17 protein-coding genes and 1 tRNA gene are annotated in these 22,068 nt (G+C 69.6%); 8 read left to right on the top strand and 10 right to left on the bottom strand.

Features of this window, described 5'->3' with window-relative positions; genetic code table 11:
- Positions 1-5: 5 nt before the first annotated feature.
- Positions 6-821 (top strand): ABC transporter permease, encoded by an 816-nt coding sequence (locus tag IEX31_RS00985; protein WP_188741563.1) that lies wholly within the window; start codon positions 6-8, stop codon positions 819-821.
- Complete coding sequence (locus tag IEX31_RS00980; RefSeq protein ID WP_188741562.1) at positions 821-1,594, top strand: ABC transporter ATP-binding protein; 774 nt, start codon at positions 821-823, stop codon at positions 1,592-1,594. Before IEX31_RS00985 ends, IEX31_RS00980 begins: the two co-directional genes overlap by 1 nt.
- Positions 1,595-1,623: 29 nt before the next feature.
- Here IEX31_RS00980 and IEX31_RS00975 read toward each other — a convergent pair whose 3' ends face one another.
- Entirely contained in the window at positions 1,624-2,868 is a 1,245-nt protein-coding gene (locus IEX31_RS00975; RefSeq protein WP_188741561.1) for an HNH endonuclease signature motif containing protein, read from the bottom strand.
- 190 nt (positions 2,869-3,058) lie between these two features.
- Between IEX31_RS00975 and IEX31_RS00970 the strand changes: the two genes are divergently transcribed.
- Positions 3,059-4,069, top strand: a complete 1,011-nt coding sequence (locus IEX31_RS00970) for a hypothetical protein (RefSeq protein ID WP_188741560.1) — start codon at positions 3,059-3,061, stop codon at positions 4,067-4,069.
- Here IEX31_RS00970 and IEX31_RS00965 read toward each other — a convergent pair.
- From IEX31_RS00965 to IEX31_RS00945, 5 genes are all read right to left on the bottom strand, one after another.
- Positions 4,066-5,310 carry a CDP-glycerol glycerophosphotransferase family protein gene (locus tag IEX31_RS00965; protein WP_188741806.1) on the bottom strand — a complete coding sequence of 415 codons (1,245 nt, stop codon included), beginning with the start codon at positions 5,308-5,310 and terminating at the stop codon, positions 4,066-4,068. The genes IEX31_RS00970 and IEX31_RS00965 overlap by 4 nt on opposite strands.
- A 162-nt stretch (positions 5,311-5,472) precedes the next feature.
- The gene (locus tag IEX31_RS00960) at positions 5,473-6,318 is read right to left on the bottom strand and encodes a glycosyltransferase family 2 protein (protein WP_188741805.1); all 846 of its coding nucleotides are present in this window, start codon (positions 6,316-6,318) and stop codon (positions 5,473-5,475) included.
- An 85-nt stretch (positions 6,319-6,403) separates the two neighbouring features.
- Positions 6,404-7,216: a CDP-alcohol phosphatidyltransferase family protein gene (locus IEX31_RS00955; protein WP_188741559.1), complete on the bottom strand. Its 813-nt coding sequence runs from the start codon at positions 7,214-7,216 to the stop codon at positions 6,404-6,406.
- Between the two features lie 5 nt (positions 7,217-7,221).
- The gene (locus IEX31_RS00950; protein WP_229662013.1) at positions 7,222-8,277 is read right to left on the bottom strand and encodes a glycosyltransferase family 2 protein; all 1,056 of its coding nucleotides are present in this window, start codon (positions 8,275-8,277) and stop codon (positions 7,222-7,224) included.
- A gap of 109 nt (positions 8,278-8,386) precedes the next feature.
- On the bottom strand, positions 8,387-10,006 hold the full coding sequence (locus IEX31_RS00945) for a S1C family serine protease (RefSeq protein WP_188741558.1): 1,620 nt from the start codon (positions 10,004-10,006) through the stop codon (positions 8,387-8,389).
- Positions 10,007-10,173: 167 nt separating this feature from the next.
- Between IEX31_RS00945 and IEX31_RS00940 the strand changes: the two genes are divergently transcribed.
- Complete coding sequence (locus tag IEX31_RS00940; protein WP_229662012.1) at positions 10,174-11,409, top strand: aminotransferase class I/II-fold pyridoxal phosphate-dependent enzyme; 1,236 nt, start codon at positions 10,174-10,176, stop codon at positions 11,407-11,409.
- A 27-nt stretch (positions 11,410-11,436) separates the two neighbouring features.
- Here the strand turns inward: IEX31_RS00940 and IEX31_RS00935 are convergent, their stop codons facing one another.
- Entirely contained in the window at positions 11,437-12,261 is an 825-nt protein-coding gene (locus IEX31_RS00935; RefSeq protein ID WP_188741557.1) for a carbon-nitrogen hydrolase family protein, read from the bottom strand.
- 129 nt (positions 12,262-12,390) lie between these two features.
- Between IEX31_RS00935 and IEX31_RS00930 the strand changes: the two genes are divergently transcribed.
- On the top strand, positions 12,391-13,077 hold the full coding sequence (locus IEX31_RS00930) for a hypothetical protein (protein ID WP_188741556.1): 687 nt from the start codon (positions 12,391-12,393) through the stop codon (positions 13,075-13,077).
- Here the strand turns inward: IEX31_RS00930 and IEX31_RS00925 are convergent.
- Positions 13,011-13,286 (bottom strand): hypothetical protein, encoded by a 276-nt coding sequence (locus tag IEX31_RS00925; protein WP_188741555.1) that lies wholly within the window; start codon positions 13,284-13,286, stop codon positions 13,011-13,013. The two genes, IEX31_RS00930 and IEX31_RS00925, sit on opposite strands and share 67 nt — an antisense overlap.
- A gap of 232 nt (positions 13,287-13,518) precedes the next feature.
- Between IEX31_RS00925 and IEX31_RS00920 the strand changes: the two genes are divergently transcribed.
- The 3 genes from IEX31_RS00920 (at position 13,519) to IEX31_RS00910 (ending at position 17,757) form a co-directional block, all read left to right on the top strand.
- Positions 13,519-14,088 carry a PadR family transcriptional regulator gene (locus IEX31_RS00920; RefSeq protein ID WP_188741554.1) on the top strand — a complete coding sequence of 190 codons (570 nt, stop codon included), beginning with the start codon at positions 13,519-13,521 and terminating at the stop codon, positions 14,086-14,088.
- Between the two features lie 37 nt (positions 14,089-14,125).
- Entirely contained in the window at positions 14,126-15,823 is a 1,698-nt protein-coding gene (locus IEX31_RS00915) for an ABC1 kinase family protein (RefSeq protein WP_188741553.1), read from the top strand.
- A gap of 890 nt (positions 15,824-16,713) precedes the next feature.
- The gene (locus IEX31_RS00910) at positions 16,714-17,757 is read left to right on the top strand and encodes an MBL fold metallo-hydrolase (protein ID WP_188741552.1); all 1,044 of its coding nucleotides are present in this window, start codon (positions 16,714-16,716) and stop codon (positions 17,755-17,757) included.
- Between the two features lie 1,030 nt (positions 17,758-18,787).
- Here IEX31_RS00910 and IEX31_RS00905 read toward each other — a convergent pair.
- Both IEX31_RS00905 and IEX31_RS00900 read right to left on the bottom strand, forming a co-directional pair.
- Positions 18,788-18,861: transfer RNA gene (locus IEX31_RS00905), tRNA-Met, on the bottom strand.
- Between the two features lie 213 nt (positions 18,862-19,074).
- Positions 19,075-21,999, bottom strand: coding sequence for a UPF0182 family membrane protein (locus tag IEX31_RS00900; protein ID WP_373285483.1), 2,925 nt, complete (start codon positions 21,997-21,999; stop codon positions 19,075-19,077).
- Between the last annotated feature and the right edge of the window lie 69 nt (positions 22,000-22,068).

The following is a 22,068-nucleotide window of genomic DNA, read 5'->3' as shown; positions in this document are numbered from 1 at the left end:
TCGTGATGAGCGCGCTATCGGTCGGGGGCGCCGGCGACACGCATCCGCTGCAGCGGACGCCATGGATCCGGTATCGACACTCCCTCTGGCTTCTCACGACCCGCGACCTCAGGGTGCGTTACTCGACGTCAGCGCTCGGGTACCTGTGGTCGGTGCTCGACCCGCTCCTGATGGCGGGCATCTACTGGTTCGTGTTCACGCAGGTGTTCCAGCGGCCGTTCGGCACCGATCCGTACATCGTGTTCCTGATCTCGGCGCTGCTGCCGTGGATGTGGTTCAACGGGGCCGTCTCGGACTCGACACGTGCGTTCCTCAAGGACGCCAAGCTCGTGCGCTCGACGAAGATCCCCCGCACCATCTGGGTGAACCGCATCGTGCTCTCGAAGGGCATCGAGTTCGTGCTCGCGCTGCCGGTGCTCGCGCTCTTCGCCATCGTGCTCGGTGCGACGGTCGGCTGGCAGCTCGTGCTCTTCCCGCTCGCCATGCTGCTGCAGGTCGTGCTCACGGTCGGCGTCTCGCTCATCGTGGCGCCGCTCGTGGTCTTCTTCCGCGACCTCGAACGTGCGGTGAAGCTCATCCTGCGGTTCCTGTTCTATGCGTCGCCCATCGTCTACGGGGTGTCGAACCTGCCAGAGGAGCTGCATGTCTGGGCCGCGTTCAATCCGCTCTCGGGCATCTTCGGGCTCTACCGTGCCGGATTCTTCCCCGACGAGCTCGACTGGTTCAACGTCGTCGTGTCGGCCGCCATGTCGATCGCGCTGCTCGCCATCGGGCTGCTCGTCTTCCGCGGCAGCGTGCGCCAGGTGCTGAAGGAGATCTGATGACGGATGCCCCAGCCATCTCGCACGCGTCGACGGCGGCTCGCGCCATCCGCGTCGAGAACCTCGGCGTGCGGTTCCGGCGCAATCGCCGCGGCCGTCGCCTGTTCAAGGACCTCTTCGCCGGACGCCGACGCCGAACGCGCCCCGACGAGTTCTGGGCGCTGCGGAACGTGTCGATCGAGGTGCACGAAGGCGAGGCGATCGGCGTTGTCGGGCGGAACGGCCAAGGCAAGTCGACCCTGCTGAAGCTCGTCGCGGGCGTGATGATCCCCGACGAGGGCTCTGTCGAGGTGATGGGCGGGGTCGCCCCGCTCATCGAGATCACGGGCGGCTTCGTCGACGACCTCACGGTGCGCGACAACGTGTACCTCACCGCCGGCCTGCACGGCATGACCCGAGCGCAGATCGACGCGAAGTTCGACGAGATCATCGGGTTCGCCGACATCGGCGACTTCCTCGACACGCCGTACAAGCACCTCTCGAGCGGCATGAAGGTGCGCATCGCCTTCGCCGTGATCTCGCAGCTCGAGGAACCGATCCTGCTCGTCGACGAGGTGCTCGCGGTCGGCGACAAGGCGTTCCGCGAGAAGTGCTACCGGCGCATCGAGGAGATGCTCGCGAGCGGCCGCACGCTCTTCTTCGTGTCGCACAACGAGCGCGACCTGCGCCGGTTCTGCACGCGCGGGCTCTACCTCGACAAGGGCGCTCTCGTGCTCGACGCCTCGATCGACGAGGTGCTGGAACGCTACAACGCGGAACAGGGCGGCAAGTAGAGTCGCGGCGGTCGCGCCGCCAGGCCACCTCAACCCGTGCGCTCCGCGGCTTCGTCTTCGCCCGGCCGCCCAAGGGGTCTCACCAGCCCATCGGGCGGCAAGTCGTACCAGCGCCCCGCGGGACTGTGCCACCGGATCGTGCCGTCGGACCGCTGCCAGACACGCCAGCCGGTGTGATGTTTCAGACGATGGTGGCCGCGGCAGAGGGCGGAGAGATTGTCGTGGTCGGTGCATCCGTCGTGCTCGCTCGCGACGGTGTGGTCGAGGTCGCTCTCGCTCGCCGGCCGCGCGCACCCGGGGAACCGGCACCGCCCGTCGCGGATGCGCAGCCATGCGGCGAGGTCGGCGGGCACCCTGCGTGTCGAGCGACCGTAACGGAGCGTTGCGCCGGACACCGGATCGGTGAGGATCGTTCGGAACGAGGGCACGTGCGCGAAGAGGTGCCGGGCCGTCTCGGTGTCGATGGGGCCGTAGTTCTCGAGCATGACCGGCTGCGCACCGTGCCCGAGGAGGGTGAGCGCCGGGATGACGAGATGCACCGTCGCGCGCACGGTGCCGAGATCGCCGGGCTCGGGGACCGCCGCAGCGTCGGCTCGACCGAGTAGCAGACCGACGGCCGCGTCGGCCTCGCGCTGCGGCCTGGTGCGCACATCGCCCGCCTGTCGTACGGCGACGGCACTCGCCACTCGCGCCCGGATCGCGACCGCCTCCTCAGCGGCGCACAGGAGGTTGACCCAGGTCATACCGTCGTGGGCCGGCTCGATGACGAGCCGCCGCTCGTCGAGCGCCCGTCGCTTGCGGGCCTCGGCGGCCGTGGGCCGGTACCGATGCTGCATGCGCACGAGCGCCCTGCGGAACCCGGTCGTCGTCATGCGGCGGGCCTTCTCGATCGCCTCCTGCTCGAACTCGGTCGCCCGCTCGCGGGGAACGAACCCGACCGCATCGATGAGCGCACGCACGTGATGCAGCGACACGTCGCCGACGGCGAGCGCCTCAGCCGTCGCAGGCAGGTCGACGAGCGCCGAGGCATCGTGCATCATGGCCGTGGCGGTGCGTTCGTGCACCTGCAGCGATGTGGCGAGCTCGGCCGAGCAGGCGCGGTCGGCCCACTCCCGGTTGTCGCGTTCGGTGCGCGCAGGATGCGCCTCGACCGTGCGCATCAGCAGACGGAGCTCGCGCACGCGGCGCAGCTGCTCGGCTTGCAGGGAGCGGATGGAGCGCTCGAGCTCGGTGACTCGGTCGAGCGCCTCCGCGAGTCGGGCTGTGGGTTCCACGATTTCATTCGATCATGACCCACCGACATTTGAAATACCCCTTGATCAGGGAATTCGCCTGTGGACAACTGCTCGGCCCATCGGCCTGTGGAGGACGAGTCGTGACCCCCTCGCCCGCGACCGTGGAACTCCAGCGTCTCGATGCAACCCCCGGCATCCGCTCGGCTTCGGCGCTTACGATCGAGACACCATGACCGAACGCGTGCACAAGATCACCTCGATGGGCCCGAGCGCTCCGCGCGAGAGCGAGCCCGAGAACACGCCCGGCGGCCCCGATGGCGCCCAGGCCGACCTCGGCCGAGCGCACGGCGTCGAGCGCGGCATCGATGCCGTGCTGTCGATCCAGCGTCCGGTCGTCGTGGCGCACCTCCGCGGCATCCGCCGTCGGTTTCCGAACGCCACCCCCGACCAGATCGTGCGCATCCTGGAACGCCGCTACCTCGCCGCGGTCACGACGGGCGGCGTCACGGTAGGTGCGACCGCGGTCATCCCCGGCATCGGCACTGGCGTCACGCTCGCGCTCTCCAGCGTCGAGACCGCCGGCTTCCTCGAGGCCACGGCGCTGTTCGCGCAATCGGTGGCCGAGGTGCACGGCATCGCCGTGGAGAACCCCGAGCGGGCCCGCGCCCTCGTGATGACCCTCATGCTCGGCCGCGAGGGCATCGACCTCGTGCGCCAGCTCGCGGCGCAGGCGACCGGGCAAGGCGTGGCCCGCAGCGCCTACTGGGGCGAGCTCGTCACGAACAGCATGCCGAAAGCCGTCATGGGCACCGTGGTCGACCGACTGCGCACCGTCTTCATCCGGCAGTTCGCCGTGCGCGGTGGCGTCGGCGTCATCGGCAAGGCCATCCCGTTCGGCATCGGCGCGGCCATCGGCGGGGCCGGGAACCACCTGCTCGGCCGCAAGGTGCTGCAGCAGTCCCGCCTGGCGTTCGGGGCGCCGCCCGCCCTGCTCCGGCCCGATCTCGAGCCGCGTGGCGACGACTCGATGGTGAAGACCGCGGCCCTCCGGATGTCTCGGGCCGGCCTCGCGCTCGGCGGATTCGCCGTGAGCTCGAGCCGCGGGCTGCGCGCCGCGGCAGCGCGGGCGGTGCGCGGACGGGGTCGATCGGAGCCACAGGCGGCCATCGATGCTGCGGACCGCACGGAAGTCGCCGAGGACGCCCGCGACCCCAAGGACCCCGAAGCCACGCGCGGCTAGGCGCCGAGCGTCTCCGCCTCGTCTTCGTCCTCCTCCTCGAACTCGTCGACCTCCTCCTCGCCCGCGTGCAGCGTCGCGAAGCGCTCCCACTCGGCCATGAGGTGGTCGACGGCGTCGTGGAACCGCTTCGTCGTGACGCCGGGGGTGGTGTCGCCGAAGTACCGCTCGACCCAGATGCCGAGCCGTTCGAGCGCCGCCGCGTCGTGGGCGACCTCGTCGACGCGGGCGACCATCGACGCGGCATCCGTCGCCTCGAGCCACTCGCAGGCCTGCAGGTACCCGCCCGTGTCGATCTGGGCCTCGGGATTCGCGGGCCGGGTGATGAGCAGCTGCTTGCCGGCCGCGAGCCGGTCGTACACCATCGCCGAGATGTCGACGATCGCGACATCCGCCGCCGCCAACTGCCAGCCGAGCGACGGACCGTCGTCGTAGACGTGCTGCGCCGTCGGGTCGGCGGCATTGGCCGCGGCGATGGCCGCGATGATCTCGCGATTCGCCGCGCCGTACGCGTGGTCGCCGATGCCCGACCGCGGGTGCGGCCGGTAGATCATGCGGTGCCGACCCGTGGCGAGGAGCCCGCGCACGAGCTGGACGCCGTGCGAGGTGATCGAGCCGTAGGCGGCCGCCCCGCGATCACCCTCCCAGGTGGGCGCGTACAGCACGACGTCGCGCTCGTCGGGCGTGTAGGGCAGCGACGTTCCGTCGAGGTAGTGGTCGGCCTGCGGTCGTCCTATGGGGATGGCCCGCTTGTCGAAGTCGTAGTCCCACAGCACCTTCTCGAGCCTCGCGCGTGCCGCGTCGCCCGCGATGAGTGCGTAGTCGTACGCCTTGAACTGGTTCGTGGTCATGTACATCTTGTCGGACTCGCCGTGGTTGATGAACACGTGCCAGCGACGCCCGTAGCGCATCATCTGGAAGTTCTTCGCGTTCTGGTTCACGTAGAACACGACGTGCAGGTCCTGGTCGTGGATCACCTGCTCGAGGTCGACGACCCGCCGCACGTAGGCGACCGGCAGTGGGGATTCGTCGAGGAGCGCGAGCGCCGCGCCCGAGGTACGGCTGAGGATGAGCACGGGGTACGTCTGCGCGAGCTCGGCGAGCGGCTTGTACCACTGACGCAGCTGGTAGAGGTTGACCCGGCCGTCGGCGAAGTACACCCCGATGCGGTACCGGTGCGGCTCGAGCGGAGGCAGTTCCGCGAGCCGGGCGAGCAGCTCCCGCTGGCCTCGCCGCGACTGCATGATGTCTTTGGCCAGCTTGACGGCGCGCTGGGCGTCCCTGCGAAATCTCACCGTCCAAGGGTAACGAGCGGGTGAACGCCGGATGTCCCGGGGGTGGCCGCCGGGGCCGACCGAGAGCCGATCGTTACGCATCGCACCAGGCGCGGGCGTGCCGCGCGCGGGTCAGACCACGGGCGGTCGCCCGGCCAGCGTCATGCGCCACACCGTGCGCCACCGGATGGGACGACGCTCCTCCGCGTCCTCCCCCCAGCCCGCGCGCCAACCGCCGAACCAGGCGCGCAGGGCCGACGGGTTCCGCGCCCAGCGCAGCACCTGGATCACCGTCCACGAGCCCACGTACAGCGGCACGAGCAGGGCGGGCAGGTTGCGGCGGGCGAGCCACACGCGATTCCGCGCGTTCAGCCGGTGATAGTACGCGTGGCGGGCCGGATCGATCACCGGATGCCCCGCCTCGAGGTCGCCCGCATACCAGGCGACGTGGCCGGTGTCCCAGACCCGCCACGCGAGTTCGATGCCCTCGTGCGCGTAGAAGAACGGATCGGCCCACCCGCCCGTGGCATCGAACACCGCACGCGGCATGAGCACCGCGCCCTCCCAGCACGAGAACACGCTGCTCGAGTGCGCGGGGTCGCCCTTCCGGATCCGCGGGATCCACCGGCGTGGCGAGACCCGGCCGGCCGGGTCGACGACGCGGGGCTGGATGAGCCCGATCTGGGGCCGGGCCGCAAGGAGGCGGCATCCGTCGGCCAGGAACCGGGGGCTCGGCAGGAACGCGTCGTCGTCGAGGAAGAAGAGCACGTCGCCCGCGATCTCGGGCACGCCGCGGTTCCGGCCGGCGGGGATGCCGAGGTTCTCGGGCAGGTGCAGCGTCTTCACCTCGGCGGGAAGCGGCGGAACAGCACTCGCGGGGTTCCACCCGTTGCCCACGCACACGACGTCGACCGTCACGTCCTCCTGGTCGAGCACGCTCCGGATGCCGCGTGCCAGGTCGACGGGCCGGGTGCCCATCGTGAGCACGACCACGCCGACGCGCGGAAGGTTCGCTGAGCCCGTCGAAGCGGACGCCCCTTCGGCAGGCTCAGGCACCGGCGCGTCAGGCGCGGACACGGCGGGACGCCATGATCGCGATGAAGTGACCGACCAGGGAGAGCGCAGCGAGCGGCAGGAGCGCCACGACCACGATGCGATCGACGAGCGGCTGGCCCGCGACGAGGCCGACGAGCGCGGCGGCGAACACGATGAGCGTGAGCTCGACGGAGTGGTACAGGCGGTGGAACGGCACGAATCGGGCGGCCTTGCGCAGCTTCGCGATGAGCCCGCCGCGGGGCGCGGTCTCGCCGTGGGTGTCGGCGAGCTTCGGCAGCCCCGCGTTGGCGCGGGCCACGTGCACCATGTCGTTGAGCGCCTTGTTCAGCACGATGACGAGGGCGAGCAGCGCCGCGATGGTCGTCCAGAGGAAGTCGGCGGGGAGCTCGACGGGGTATGCGGCCGCGCGGATGCCGAGCGCGAGCGGGATGAGCGCCTCGGTCGTGTAGTGCCCGACCTTGTCGAGGAACACGCCGGCCGGCGACGACGTGCGGCGCCAGCGGGCGACCTCGCCGTCCGAGCAGTCGACGAGCATCTGCAGCTGTCCGAGCACCACGGCCAGGAGCGCGCCCCAGACACCGGGGATGAGCAGGGCGGCGGCGGTCGACCAGCCCACCAGGATCATGAGGCCCGTGACGCCGTTCGCCGAGATCGACGTGTTCAGGAGCAGCCACGTGAGGTACGGCGAGAGGTTGCGGAGGTAGAGCGAGGCCGTCCAGTGCTCGGCGTTGCGGCGGCCCCGCACCTCGGGCGGCTGCGTGACCGCGCGGAGCTCGGCGATCGACGTGGGCCTGGCCGCGGCCTGACCGGCTTGGGACATCCGCGTCACCTTCCCGTGTGCTTTGCGATGTTGCTCGTGAGCGAGAGGTAGCCGAGCACGAAGCCGATCCCCCACGACACGTGTATGCAGGGCAACACTACGAGAAACCACGCGGCCGTGCGCGCGCCGCGACCGCGGGCGTACACGAACGTCGCGACGACGACGAACAGGGCGTAGACGGCCGGTACCGCGAACCCGACGAGGAGCCACGGCGCGAAGTCCATCGCGGCCTGCACGATGCCGCCGATGCCGACGAGGATGCCGAGGAGGACACCGAGGACCATGACCGGCGGCACGAAGTACCGCAGCCCGTTCGAGGCCGGGAAGCGCCGCGCGAGCTCACCGCGCCAGAGGCCCGTCGAGAACATCTGGCGCGCGAGCCGCTCGACCGTGGAACGGGGCCGGTACGTGACGCCGAGCGCCGGCGTGAACCAGACGGTGCCACCGGTCTCGCGGAGACGCCGGTTGAGCTCCCAGTCCTGCCCGCGCTTGATCGTCTCGTCGAAGAGGCCGACGCGCTCCAGCGCGCTCCGCCGGAACACGCCGAGGTAGACGGTGTCGGCGGGGCCCTCGGCTCCGCCGACATGGAACGCCGAACCGCCGAGGCCCACCCTGGTGGTGTAGGCGAGGGCCACGGCCCGCTCGAACGACGTCTCGCCCCTGGCGTCCATGATGCCGCCGACGTTGTCGGCGCCCGTGCGCTCGAGGGTCTCGACGGCGATGCGCGCGTAGTCGGTGGGCAGCATCGAGTGCGAGTCGACGCGCACGACGACGGGATGCCGCGCGGCGCGGATGCCGATGTTGAGCCCGGCGGGCGTCGACCCGACCTCGTTCTCGAGCACGCGCACGTCGGGATGCCGCTCGGCGAGGTCGGCGACGAGCTCGGCCGTGCCGTCGATGGACGGGCCGAGGGCGATGAGCACCTCCACGGGACCGTCGTAGTCCTGCGCGAGAATCGACTCGACGGCCGCGCGCACGTGGGTGACGTCGTTCAGCACGGGCATGACATAGGAGACACCGACGAGCGACGACGGTGTCGCCTGGTGGTGCTGGTCGGGCATGTTCCTCACTCGCTCGGGTCGATCGAGCCTAGCAGCCACGCCCTTCGCAGAGGAGGAGGCCGGGGTCCTGCGGACCCCGGCCCTCCTCGCCTCGCTCAGCCGTGGCCGGTCAGCCCTCGAAGGTGCCGAGCGTGACGTCGACCGTCTGCGATTCGCCGTCGCGCGTGAAGGTGATCTCGGCCGAGGCGCCGCCCGCCAGCGCGCGCACCTGCGCGGTGAGGTCGGTCTGGTCGGTGATCGGGACCCCGTTGAACCCGGTGACCACGTCACCCGCCTGGAGGCCGGCCTGCTCTGCCGCGCCGCCGGGGGTCATCTCCGAGATGAGGGCGCCGACGATGGTGCTCGTCTCGTCGGACTCGGCTGCCGTCACGGTCGCGCCGAGGAGACCGTGCGTCGCCGATCCGTCCTCGATGATCTCGTCGGCGATGCGCTCGGCGAGGTTCGACGGGACCGCGAAGCCCACGCCGATGTTGCCCGCCTGCGTGGTGGAGCCGCCGGTCGACAGGATCGCCACGTTCACGCCGATGAGCCGGCCCTCGGAGTCGACGAGCGCGCCGCCCGAGTTGCCCGGGTTGATCGCGGCATCAGTCTGGATGACCGGCAGCGACACCCGGCCGGCGTCCGCCGACGGCTGCTGCGACTGGCCGCCCTCGGGGTCGGGCAGGTCGAAGAAGAAGTCGAACGGGCTCTCGGAGCCGTCGCCCCCGCCCTCACCGTCACCCTGGTCGTCGGGCGTCTCGGGCGCGGCCGACGACGCCACGTCGATCGACCGGTTGAGTGCGCTGATGATGCCGTTCGTGACCGTGCCCGAGAGGCCGAGCGGCGCGCCGATGGCGATCGCCGTGTCGCCGACGTTGAGCTCGTCGGAGTCGGCGAACTCGAGGGGCGTGAGGTCGGACGCATCGACGAGCTTGATGACCGCGAGGTCGGAGAGGGGATCGGTGCCCACGAGATCGGCGTCGTACAGGCGCCCGTCGCTCGTCTCCACCTTGATCACGGGGTCGCCCGTCGCGCCGTCGAGCGTCACGACGTGCGTGTTGGTGAGCACGTAGCCGTCCTCGGAGAGGATGATGCCCGAGCCCGTGCCGCCGGCCTGACTGCCCGACACCGAGATGGTGACGACGCTCGGGCTCGCCTTCGCTGCGACCGCCGTGATCTGGTTCACCGAGTCCGTGTCGTTCACGACGATGTTCTGCGCGGATTCCGAGCCGCCGGTCGATGCGGGCGAGTCGTTCGCCGTGACGAGCGCGGTGATGCCCGCGCCCGAGGCGCCGCCGATCAGTGCGGCGGCGACGATCGCCGCGGCCACGCCGAGTCCGACGCGGCGTGGCTTCGGTGCCGGTTCGCCGGCGACGGCCGGGCCGCCGGGGGCGGCGCCGTACGGCGGCACACCCGCCAGGGGCGTGGTGGGCTGCGTCTCGCCGGGGCGCGGGCCGCCGAAGGCGGGCGGCACCTCGCCCGAGATCGGCCGGGTCTCGCCGGCCGCGGGTGCTGCCGGATGCCCGTACTGCGGCGCGTGGTACGGCTGCGGCGCCAGGCCGGGTTGGTACACGGTGCCGGTGGCGGGGGCCGCCGCAGGCGCTGCGGGAGCCTCGGCCGCGGGCGGCACTGCGGGGGCCTCGGCGGGCTGCGGCTGGGCCGCCTCCCCGGCAGGCAGGTTCGTCGAAGCGGTCTCGGCGACGTCGCCCTGCCGGGCCTCGCCGGTAGGACCGCCGGTGGTGTCGGTCATGATTGCTCCTTCCAAGTCGGTGCCCAGCATCCAGCCCGAAGCTGTGTGCGGCATCGGCAAAGTCTGTGATCCGGCTATCCCCGAGCAGTGATTCGTCCGAACACGGATGTCTCCCGAGCACGCCCCTGCGCCAGCGTAGCGGCCGCAGCCTGACGTACGGTGAGAGCGTGAGCGACTTCTCCCCCGCACCCGGCCTCCGCCCCTGGCAGCGCACCGCCGCGGGCGCCGGGCTCCTCGCGGCCGACGGCTCGATCGCGGCAACCATCTTCGCCGAGATGAGCGCGCTCGCCCAGCGCACGGGCGCCATCAACCTCGGCCAGGGCTTCCCCGATGAAGACGGACCGGCCGAGGTGCTGGATGCGGCACGGCAGGCCATCGCCGACGGGGTCAACCAGTATCCCCCGGGCATCGGCGCCCCCGTGCTGCGCGAGGCGATCGCCGCGCACCAGGCCAGGTGGTACGGGCTCGACGTGGACGCGGCATCCGAGGTGCTCGTGACCGCCGGCGCCACCGAGGCCCTGGCCGCGACGATCCTCGCGCACGTCGACACGGGCGATGAGGTCGTGACGTTCGAGCCGTCCTACGACGGGTACGCGGCGCTCATCGCCCGAGCCGGCGGCGTGCACCGCACCGTTCCGCTGCACTGGCCTCCGGAGCAGCACAGGCCCGACTGGCGGGTCGACCTCGCCGAGCTCGACGCGGCGGTGACCGATCGCACGCGCCTCATCCTCGTGAACTCGCCGCACAACCCGACGGGCGCCGTGCTGGGCGACGACGTGCTCGAACGCATTGTCGAACTGGCGGTGCGGCACGATGCCCTCATCGTCACCGACGAGGTGTACGAGCACCTCACGTTCGGCGTGGCGCACCGGCCGATCGCCGCGATTCCCGGCGCTCGCGAACGCACGATCTCGATCTCGTCGGGCGGCAAGACCTTCGCCACCACGGGCTGGAAGATCGGCTGGCTCACCGCCCCGGCCCACCTCGTCACGAGCGTGCTCGCGGTCAAGCAGTACCTCACTTACGTGAACGGCGCTCCGTTCCAGCCGGCGATCGCCACCGGACTGGGCCTGCCCGATACGGTCTTCAAGGATGCTGCGGCCTCCCTCCGCGCCAAGCGCGACGTCCTGACCGCCGGCCTCGAGGCGGCGGGCTTCACCGTCTCGCTGCCCGATGCCGGGTACTTCATCGTCGCCGACGCCGCTCCGCTCGGCTACGACGACGGTGCGGTGCTGTGCCGGGAGCTCCCCGACCGGGCAGGGGTCGTCGGCGTGCCGGTGTCGGCCTTCGTGCACGCCGACCGGCAGCACGCGTATCGCAGCCTCGTGCGGTTCGCGTTCTGCAAGCGCCGCGACGTGCTCGGCGAGGCATCCTCGCGGCTCGCGCGGCTCGGCTCGCGGTGAGCCGGCTCAGCAGTCCGCGGTGACCGTTCAGCGCTCGATGACGCGGAACCGGCGCAGCTCGAGCGCCGGGTTCACGCGGCGCACCGACTCGATGCGTTCGCGCGAGATCCACGCGACCGCGACATCCGTGGCCTCGCCGATCGTGGCCAGCTCGATGCCCATCGGGTCGACGATCATGCTGTTGCCGGCCCCGACCGGCGGCGCGTGATCGGCCGCAGCGACATAGACGGTGTTCTCGAGCGCCCGCGCGGTCGTGAGCACTCGCCAGTGCGCTTCCTTCAGCGGGCCGCGCACCCACTCCGCGGGCATGCACACGACGTCGGCGCCGGCGTCGACGATGCGCCTGGTCACCTCGGGGAAGCGCGCGTCGTAGCAGGTCTGCAGGCCGAAGCGGATGCCGCCCGCCTCGAAGACCTCGGGAGCGTCGAGCTCCCCCGGCGCCACCCACTCGGACTCGCGCTGCCCGAACGCGTCGTAGAGGTGGAGCTTGCGGTAGCGTGCGACGACGCCCGTGCGCGGCGCGATCGCGACCACGGTGTTCGCGACCCGGCGCTCGACCTCGAGCCGCTCGATCATGCCAACCACGAGATGCGCGCCGAGGCGGTCGGCGAGCGCGGCGAGCGCGGTCGTGAACGCGCCGCCGACGGGCTCGGCGGCATCCAGCCACGACGCCTCGGGCGTCGGCGTGAAGTAGCTCGAGTACTCGGGGAAGACCACGAGCCGTGCACCGCGCGCGACGGCCAGTTCGGCGAGCCGCGCGATCTCGTCGAGGTTCGCCGCGCGATCGTCGCCGGGCGCGAACTGCGCCACGGCGATCGCGAAGCCGGGATCGGTGGGGGTCGAGTCGGCCATGCGGCCAGCCTATGCGAGCCGCTCATCAGCGTGGCGGTGAACGAAATCGCCCTGCGTGTCGTCTTACGAGGAGGGACGGACACGAGAGCCGCCCACGTGGTATTCGAACTCGAACGAAGGAAGATTCCCGTGAACACGACCATCACTCGTCTCGCGATCGCCGCCGGAGTACTCGTCGCCGGCGCGATCGCCACGACCATCCCCGCGTCGGCGATCGGCGGGGCGGCGGCCGACACCGGCAACCCGAACGACAGCCCCGTACACGTGGACGTGCTCGCGCCGAGCCGCGGCGACCACGCCGGCCTCGACGGCGCCGGCTGGTTCGTCGACCTCTCGCTCGAGTACCACGACGGGCTCGCGGCGGCGGGCTTCTCCGCGCTCCAGCTGACCGGCCCCGCGGCGCACAACGACATCGACCCCTTCCCCGGCACCTTCTCGACGGGCGCCGACGACCGGCTGCCCGGACTCGTCGTGCTGACCTCGACGACCAGCAGCACCCGGCCCGGTTTCTCGGGGCCCGGCACCAACCTCGCCAACCTGTTCAACCTGACCGGCATCACCGATCGGTCCGAGGGGGCCGCGGAGATCTGGGACGCCTGGCTCGTCGGAGCCCCGATCGCCGGCGAGGACGTCGACACCGTCCTCACCGTGGCCGTGATCGACGACCTCGACGGCAACGGGGTCTTCGACGATGCACCGGCGGTCGTACCCGACGCGAACCAGGACGGCGCGGTCGACAAGCACGATCTTCAGCAGATCGGCGTGGCCTCGAACATCGTCACCGTGCCGTTCCGACTCAACGGCGACAGCGCGTAGGCGGGCCGGGCGGTGACGATCTCCCCCACCGCCCTGACCCACGCGAGATCGAGTGCGAGGTTCAGGGTGTTCACGACCACGCCGGCGAGCAGCGACAGGTTCACCAGGACGAGGACCTCCTGCGTCGCCTCGGTGAGGAACGGCACGACCCGCCACGTCGGCCACACGTTCACGAGCAGGAAGAACACGACGTTCACCACGATCGCCACGGCGTAGCCGACCCTCCGGCCTGCCGGCCGGGCCGGGGCGCGCGCCGGCCGCGCGCCGGACGACGACCGCGGATCCGTGGATATGCCCCCATGGTGCGGCTCGACCGCTCGGTGCGCCGGGCCGAAGGTCCCGGAACGCGAAGGCTGACGCGTCACTGGCAGTCCCGCTCTGAGCGATGTATCGTTATATATCGGTACAGACGGATGAGATCGCTGCCGCAAGGAGGTCGTCATGAACGGTTCGTACTCAGGGGATCCATTCGGGTCGCGTTCTCGCGGACCCGGCACGGGGTGGTCGGGCGCCGGGCTGTGGGAGGCGATGGATCAGCTGAAGGATGCGTTCGAGCAGCGCGTGGGCACCCGTATGGGGAGAGGTGACGTGCGAGCGGCCGTGCTCGCCCTCCTGGCGGAACAACCGATGCACGGCTACCAGATCATCCACGAGATCGAGTCGCGCAGCCATGGCATGTGGAAGCCGAGCCCGGGCTCGGTGTATCCGACGCTGCAGATGCTGGCCGACGAGGGGCTCATCACCGCGGAGGAGTCCGGCGGCAGGAAGACGTACTCGCTGACCGACGCAGGGCGGGAGGAGACCGAGCAGTCGAAGGACCGTTCGGCACCCTGGGAGATGCCCGGCATGCGGGATGCCGCGAGCGCGACCGCGATTCCGAAGGCGGGCGCCCAGCTCGCCCAGGCCGCCGCCCAGGTGGCGCGCAGCGGGTCGCCCGCGCAGGTGACGGAAGCGGTGGCCGTCCTCGACGAGGCGCGGCGTAGGCTGTACTCCATCCTCGCCCAGAACTGACCGCGTGACGCCAGCACGTCGGCGTCAAGGAGACTCCATGGCCGACGTCAGGAATTCGCGCGCCCGCTACCGGCGGCTCCTGCGGTTCGCCGCGCGGTACATGGCAGAAGAGTGGTGGTTCGAGCTCTTCCTGCCTTGGATCGGGTTGGCGACGTCGGCCGCGCGCGGGCGTCCGGCGAGGCTCCGGCGCATCGCGCGGAACTTCCACACGCTGGCCGTCGAGCTTGGCGGACTGATGATCAAGGTCGGGCAGTTCATGTCCTCTCGATTGGACGTGCTTCCGCCCGAGATCACGAAGGAGCTCGAAGGACTCCAGGACGAGGTTCCCCCGGAGGAGTTCTCGGGGATCCGCGCGCTCGCCGAAGCCGAACTCGGAGTGCCGCTGGAGCACGCGTACTCCTTCTTCGACCCCGCACCGCTTGCGGCGGCATCCCTCGGCCAGGCCCACCGTGCCCGGCTGACGCCCGCGGAAGCCGCCGAGACCGGGTTCGCCGACGTTGTCGTCAAGGTGCAGCGACCGGGGATCGAGGCGATCATCGACGTGGACCTCGCGGCCCTCCGCAGGGTGGCGGGATGGCTGAACCGAGTGAAGCTCGTGTCGAGCCATGTGGACCTGCCCAGGCTCGTCGAGGAGTTCGCACAGACCAGCCTCGAGGAGATCGACTACCTGCACGAGGCGCTCAACGCGGAGCGATTCGCCGAGGAATTCGCCGGCGACGAGCGCGTGCGGGTGCCCGAGATCGCGTGGGAGCGCCTCACGCGGCGCGTGCTCACGCTGCAGGACGTGACCGCGATCAAGATCAACGACCTCGCGGGCCTGCGCGCCGCCGGCATCGACCCGTCGGAGGTGGCGGCGGACTTCGCGCCCGTGATGCTCGATCAGCTGTTCGTGGACGGCCTCTTCCACGCGGACCCGCACCCCGGCAACATCTTCGTCACGCCCCTCCCCGCCGGCTCGCGCACGGACGGACGCGACTGGGCACTGACGTTCGTCGACTTCGGGATGATGGGCGAGGTCCCCGACTCCCTGCGTCAGGGCCTGCAGCGATTCCTGATCGCGGTCGCCTCACGCAACGGGCGGCAGCTCGTCGACAGCGTCAAAGGTCTGGGCGTGCTGCTGCCGTCCACCGACACCGCCGAGCTCGAGCGGGCCATGACCGAGCTGTTCGCGCGCTTCGGTGGCATGGGATTCGCCGACCTCCGGCAGCTCGATGAGAGCGAGCTGCGTGGATTCGCCATCGAGTTCAGCGACACGATGCGCGCGCTGCCGTTCCAGCTTCCCGAGAACTTCCTGCTCATCATCCGCGCGATCTCGCTCACCTCGGGGATGTGCAGCTCGCTCGATCCCGAATTCAACATCTGGAACGCCGTCGAGCCCTACGCCGCTCGGCTGCTGCGCGACGAACGAGGCGGCGTCGTTCGGGCGTTCGCGCAGGAGACCGTCTCCATCGCCGGGATCGCAGCCCGGCTGCCCCGCCGTCTCGACGACCTGGCCACGCGGCTCGAAGACGGGAAGCTCGCCGTCGCGACGCCGCGCCTCGACCAACGTCTGCGACAGCTCGAGCGGACCGGACGTCGGGTCATCTCGGCGATCCTGTTCGCCGGCCTGCTCATCGGCGGCATCCTGCTCCGGCCCGATGACGTGGTCTTCGGCACCGTACTCATGGTGGCGTCGGCTGTGCCGCTGCTGCACGCCCTGTTCGCAGGGATGCTCGGCCCGCGCGGGCCGGGCTGAGCAGGGTCGGGTCAGTCGGCCTCGTCGCCGCGCGAGCTTACATTCACTCCGAGATTGAGTTCACGTTCGCTCCAGCCAGTGCGATCGCTCACGCCTCCGCCGCCCGCGCCTTCTCGTACAGCCCCATCGCCAGCACGACCGCGGCGATCTGCGCGGCCGGCCGTTGACTTGGCCGAAGAGACACCCGGATTGGACCGCGACGCACTTGGCCTCGTGTTGGCCGCAGTAGCCCCATGCCGGTGGCTCACACGAACACAGCGGCATCCGATTCGATGACGACGGCGTTCCGGTCGGGTTCGTCAAGGAGTCGACTCTCTTCGCGTGGCCGTTGACCGACATCGGGACGAACACGCTGTAGGCGGTACGGTCCCGCCCGAGGTCCACGACAACCGTCGACCGGCTTCTGCACCACGCCCACGTCTGCCAAACCAGCGGCGACTCCATCCGGCTCACCGAAGCTCTTGCCGGGACAGGAGTCACCGCGATGAGCTAACCGCCCGCAGCCGCTTCATGGCCAACGCCACCCAAACCCTGGTGGGCAGATCTGTTGGCCATGACTGGGCAGTTCCCGTGGCCACCAGCGGGCAATTCTGCTGGCCGCCCCCGGGCAGTTCCAAATGGCCTTTGACAGGCGCTGTCCTCGATGGCTCGTCGGGCTTACCGGCGTGGGACGTCGCGAGCCGGCTCACCTGGACGTTCGGCTTGGAGAACCTGCACGGGATGAATTTGCTCTCAGCACTTTGCCAAACCGCGATGCACGCACGCCGAGCCGGCCAATGAGAAGGCACCGAGCGGCGCACGATCGTTCGCGAGCCGGGGGTCATCGATCCTTGGGCGCCTGGTGGCTACGCGGTGTGATTACATAATGTGGTGAACCTACGGAAGAGAAGATGACTGGCCGGCGACCGCGTCGCGTGCTCGGCGCAAGTGCACGGCCGACGTCGCAGCGGCAGGTCGACGCGTGGGCGGACTATCGACTTCCGCCGGTCGAGTGCGTGCGACCAGGGCTGTGGAGCGTGCCGGTGGAGTGCCTCGAGTTCCCGATCCGCTACACCCTCGCTTATCTACTCGTCGGCGACGATGGACGCTACATCATCGTCGATCCCGGCTGGGACAGCGGGCCCAGCCGGGATCACCTGCGCGCCGGCATCCGCACCGCCGGCCTGAGCGAGGAAGACCTCGTCGGAATCGTCGTGACCCACGCGCACCCCGACCATCTCGCACTCGCTCCCGCAGTCGCCGATCACACCGGCTCCTGGATCGGCATGCATCCCCGAGAGGTATCGCACCTCGACGTACACCGCTCGGCGGATGAGCTCGTCGCGCGGGATCAAGCTCAGCTGTCGGCGTTGGGCGTCCCCGCCGGGGAGCTCGACGACGCAACGCCAGACATTCTGGAGATCGAGCGCTACCGCCCCGCCCGCACACTGGACTACGAGATCGTCGACGGCGACCGGCTTCCACTCGTCGGCCGTGACGTCCGCGCCATCTGGACACCCGGCCACACCGACGGTCACTTGAGTCTCGTCGACGTCGACAACGCGGTCGTTCTGACAGGCGACCACGTGCTTCCACGGATCTCGCCGTACGTCGGGATGCTCGATGCAACTCTCCACGACCGGAACTCGATAGCCGACTACCTCTCGTCCCTCGAGCTCCTGCGCCCGTGGGACGGGTACGAGGTCGCTCCAGCGCACGAATACCGCTTCGAGAACCTTGGCGACCGGCTCGATGAGTTGCGTGACCACACGCAGTCGCGTTCGAAAGAGGTCGCCGCTGTCCTCCGCGAGGACCCGCATGCGACGGTGTGGCAGATCGCGCAACGCCTCAGCTGGTCACGCGGGTGGGACTCGCTCGACGGGCGCAACCGCCGGGCGGCGCTGGGCGAGACGAACGCGCACGTGCTTCACGTCCGCCTTCACGTTCGCCTCTGACGATGTCGCGACGGTTGCGGTTCTTGGGGCGCTCCGCGGTGGTCGAGCGTCGGACGACTGCTTCACGTGTGCGCTCACACTCAGCACGGACGTGGTCGCGCACCTTCAGGCTGTCCACCTCGGGCCCCACCTTCTCCACTACGCCGGCGCCCTCGTAAACACCGATTTTCGGTACGCCGGCACCGGTATGTCGCCCGTGACGACGTGTTCGTCCGAGTGACACAGGCCGGATGCCGCCAGCTTGACGAGCACCTCGCCATGCTTCGGATCGTCGAGCTCGACATCCTCGATCGTCCTGTCCCGCTGAGCCGCGTCGCTTTGCTCCGCAGGGCCTCGCGTGCCGCTTCCTCGGTCTCGCCGCTGACCCGCCAGTCGTAGCAGGGCGCCGCTGTCGTCTCGGGTGGCTCCACGGGCCTGGTAGCGGCTGTTCTCGAGACGAGTGACGCCGATCCTGCCCAGCTCGCCTGCCGGGAGCCGTGGCCTACCCATGTCGCTGATCGCCCACCCATCTGAGGACGTCGGCGAAGTCGTGGCGTACGTGCCGACTTAGCTTGCGAATCGTGCCGTCCGTCACCCGGTAGATGGCTGCAACCTCCGCGGGGGATCAGGTAGCTCTCTTCCGCAACCATGCCCAAAAGGTAGCAGGCAATACGTGTTTTACGTACGTTTGATCGCGATCTAGGATTTCTTCGTGTCAGACGCAACTTTGCGTGGGATGATGATGACATGACGGATGCGCAGCACTCCCACATGACCAGCACGTCCGATGTGGTGTCACTTCGGGTCAATCACCTGCTGTTCATCAACCGGATGTCCCAGCGCGAGCTTGCGATGCGTCTCGGTGCGAAGCCCACCACCATCTACAGCAAGATGAGCATGGCGAACCGCTGGAACCTGGACGACGTGATGGGGCTCTCGCATGAGTTCGCGGTGAGCCCGAACTACCTGCTCGGCCTCGAGCCGATCGAGTCGGCGGTCGCGGTGAATACGAAACGCCCGGCCTCCGAAGAGACCGGGCGTTCCGATTCGGTTGCGGGGGCAGGATTTGAACCTACGACCTCTGGGTTATGAGCCCAGCGAGCTACCGAACTGCTCCACCCCGCGGCACAAGAGACAACACTAGCAGGCGGGTGATCCGGCTCCAAATCGAAGCCGGCCGAACATGCCCTCGCCCTGCGGCACGGCCGTCGGGAAGATCTGCCACGGCATCTCGTCGTGCCCGGCAGAAGTCGGATGCCCCGTCTATCGGCACCCGTTCGTCCCAGTTCGCCCGGTTGTCGTCGAGCCATTCACCGCCGCGGAGCTCGACGGAACCGGTCACTGCCCCTCCGCGGCCTGCGGCTCGGCCTGAGGCTCGGCCTGGGTGAGTTCGAGCAGTTCCGCGACGATCTCGGCAAGCCTCGCGTCGGCGCGGCCATACGATACCCAGTCGCCCTCGCTGAGCGCGGTCTGCTTCTCCTCGATCAACACCTTGGCCTCGTTCAGCAGCGCCTGCACCTCGTCGGTCGGTGCCACGGGCGTCGTCGGCTCACCCTCCCCAGGCGGCGTGGTGGGCTCGGTGCCGGGCTCCACCTCGTTGTCGCCGGCGTCCGCACCCGAGTCACCGCCGAAGAGCACGTCGAGCGCGAGGTCGAGCGTGTCCTGGAACGCGATCTGGTCGCCGAACGCGACGAGCACCTTCTGCAGCAGCGGGTAGCTCGTGTTTCCGGTCGACTGGACGTAGACGGGCTGCACGTACAGGAGGCCGCCGCCCACCGGCACGGTGAGCAGGTTGCCGTTGATCACGTCGGACTGGCCCTGCTTCAGGATGTTCAGCTGGGCCGAGATGCTCGGGTCGCCGTCGAACTGGTTCTGCACCTGACCGGGGCCCGGCACGTTGTCGTCCTCGGGCAGCGCGAGCAGCCGCAGCTTGCCGTAGTCCTCGCCGCGCTCGCCGTCGGCCGAGCCGGCGTCGGAGTCGACCGCGAGGTATCCGCGCAGCACGTTGCGGCTCTGCTCGCCGCGCGCCTCGGGGATGAACGTCGAGTACAACGAGTACGACGGGGCATCCTGACCGGGCATCTGCATCGTCAGGTAGTACGGCGGCTGCAGGAAGGTCGTGTTCGCGCCGGCCGTGGGCTCCTTCGGCGTCGTCCAGGCATCCTCGCGGGAGTAGAACGATCCCGGGTCGGTCACGTGGTAGCGACCGAGCACCGCCCGCTGCATCTTGAACAGGTCGGCCGGGTAGCGCACGTGGCTGAGCAGGTCGCCCGACATCTCCTCCATCGGCTCGAGCGCGGAGGGGAAGATCTTCTGCCAGGTCTGGAGGATCGGGTCCTCCTCGTCCCACGCGTAGAGCGTCACCGAGCCGTCGTAGGCGTCGACCGTGGCCTTCACCGAGTTGCGGATGTAGTTGACCTCGTCGAACGGCAGGGTCGCCGGCAGCCCCTCGCTGTCGGCGATGGCCTCGCTCATGCTCACCTTGTTCGAGTACGGGTACTGGTCGGTGAGGGTGTAGCCGTCGACGATCCAGACCAGCCGGTCGTCGACGACCGACGGATACGTGTCGGAGTCGAGCGTGAGGTAGGGCGCGACCTTGCGCACCCGCTCGATCGGGTCGCGGTCGTACAGGATCTGCGACTCGGGATTCACGGCGTCGGAGAGGAAGATCTGCTCCGACTGGAACTTCAGCGCGTAGGCGAGCTTGGTGAAGACGTTGTCGAGCTTCGGCCCGCCGTCGCCTTCGAACGTCGTGCGGGTCTCGCGCTCGCTGTCGCCGCCGGCCGGGTAATCGAGCTCGATCGCGTCGTCGCCCTCTGGAGCCCCGACGATCGAGTAGTCGGGCGAGTCCTCGCCGAAGTAGACTCGAGGCTCGAAGTCGGGAAGCACGCCCGTCGACGGGATGCCGGACTGGAGGAAGACAGGCTGTCCGTCGACGGAGCGCTGGTTGCCCGCGGCCGCCACAATGCCGTAGCCATGGGTGTACACGATGTGCGAGTTGAACCATGTCTCCGCGTCGCCCAGTCCGTCGAGCGCGAGGTCGCGCACGGCCACCACGGTGTCCTGCGTCGCGCCGTCGATGTCGTACCGGTCGACGTCGAGCGCGTCGGGGAACTGGTAGTACTGGCGGAACTGCTCGAGCTGCCGGAACGCCGGGCTGATCACGAGCGGGTCCATGAGCCGGATGTTCGCCGTCGTCTGGGCGTCGGCCCGCAGGGCACCGGGCTCGGCATCGGTCTTCGCTTCGAACGGGATCAACTCGATGTCGGACACCCCGTACGCGTCACGCGTGGAATCGATGGCCTTCTCGATGTACGGCGCCTCCAGCGTCTTCGCGCTCGGGTCGACCTGGAACCGCTGCACGACCCACGGGTACAATGACCCGATGATGAGGCTCGACACGATGAGCAGGGCCGTGCCGACCAGCGGCAGCCGCCACCGGCCGATCGCCGCGGTGACGAAGAAGAGCACGGCGACCACCGCGGCGATCGCCGCGAGGATGCCCCGGCCCGGGATGACGGCGTTCACGTCGGTGTAGGCGGCGCCCGTGATGATCGGGCCCGCCTCGGAGACCGTGGCGTACTGGTCGAACCAGATGCTGATCGCCTGCAGCAGCAGGTACACGCCCGCGGTGGCCGCGATCTGGACGCGCGCCGACTTGGAGATCACGACCTCGCGGCCGCTCACGCGGATCGAGCCGTACAGGTAGGCCGTCGCGACGACGAGCAGCAGGGAGAGGAGGACGACCGCCGAGGCGAATCCGACGATGGAACGGTAGAACGGCAGCTCGAAGACGAAGAACCCAACGTCGAACCCGAACTGCGCGTCGGCCGTGCCGAACGGCGTGCGGTTCAGCCACGTGAGGGAGAGTTGCCAGCGGCTCGACGCCGAGACGCCCGCGAAGACGCCGAGCACGACGGGGATGCCGTACATGGCGAGGCGCCGGAGGGGCTCGAAGACCTCCTGGTAGCGGTCGAGCTGCGAGTTCAGCTTGGCGTAGACCGGCCTCGTGCGGTACGCGATCTGGATCGAAGCCCACACGGGCACGGCCATGGCCACGAAGCCGATGAAGAAGAGCACCACGCGGGCGATCCACTCGGTCGTGAGGACCTCGAGGAACCCGAGCTGGTCGTACCAGAGCACGTCGGCGTACAGGCCGACGAAGACGAAGAACGCGATGACGAGCACTGCCACCACCCCGATCGTGATGGCGATGGGGGCGCGGCGGCGCGGAATCCTCGGTGCTTGCGGCTGTGCTGACAATCTCGGCCTCGTGTTCGGTCGCGATGGGATCGAGATTCCATCCTATGGTCGCAAGGCTTGGAACCAGCT

Origin of the sequence: Agromyces bauzanensis, from assembly GCF_014645655.1 — a bacterium.
Taxonomy (GTDB): domain Bacteria; phylum Actinomycetota; class Actinomycetes; order Actinomycetales; family Microbacteriaceae; genus Agromyces; species Agromyces bauzanensis.
Note: the sequence above shows the minus strand (reverse complement) of the source record. Positions and strands in the feature narration are given on the sequence as shown.

Bases quoted from the DNA above. Each gene is read 5' to 3' on its own strand.
- IEX31_RS00965 (WP_188741806.1), bottom strand. From the start codon at position 5,310: ATGCAGTCGCGGCGAGGCCAGCGGGAGCTGCTCGCCCGGCTCGCGGAA.
- IEX31_RS00955 (WP_188741559.1), bottom strand. From the start codon at position 7,216: ATGTCCCAAGCCGGTCAGGCCGCGGCCAGGCCCACGTCGATCGCCGAG.
- IEX31_RS00920 (WP_188741554.1), top strand. From the start codon at position 13,519: ATGAACGGTTCGTACTCAGGGGATCCATTCGGGTCGCGTTCTCGCGGA.
- IEX31_RS00945 (WP_188741558.1), bottom strand. From the start codon at position 10,006: ATGACCGACACCACCGGCGGTCCTACCGGCGAGGCCCGGCAGGGCGAC.
- IEX31_RS00915 (WP_188741553.1), top strand. From the start codon at position 14,126: ATGGCCGACGTCAGGAATTCGCGCGCCCGCTACCGGCGGCTCCTGCGG.
- IEX31_RS00960 (WP_188741805.1), bottom strand. From the start codon at position 6,318: ATGGGCACCCGGCCCGTCGACCTGGCACGCGGCATCCGGAGCGTGCTC.
- IEX31_RS00980 (WP_188741562.1), top strand. From the start codon at position 821: ATGACGGATGCCCCAGCCATCTCGCACGCGTCGACGGCGGCTCGCGCC.
- IEX31_RS00950 (WP_229662013.1), bottom strand. From the start codon at position 8,277: ATGCCCGACCAGCACCACCAGGCGACACCGTCGTCGCTCGTCGGTGTC.
- IEX31_RS00970 (WP_188741560.1), top strand. From the start codon at position 3,059: ATGACCGAACGCGTGCACAAGATCACCTCGATGGGCCCGAGCGCTCCG.
- IEX31_RS00910 (WP_188741552.1), top strand. From the start codon at position 16,714: ATGACTGGCCGGCGACCGCGTCGCGTGCTCGGCGCAAGTGCACGGCCG.
- IEX31_RS00935 (WP_188741557.1), bottom strand. From the start codon at position 12,261: ATGGCCGACTCGACCCCCACCGATCCCGGCTTCGCGATCGCCGTGGCG.
- IEX31_RS00985 (WP_188741563.1), top strand. From the start codon at position 6: ATGAGCGCGCTATCGGTCGGGGGCGCCGGCGACACGCATCCGCTGCAG.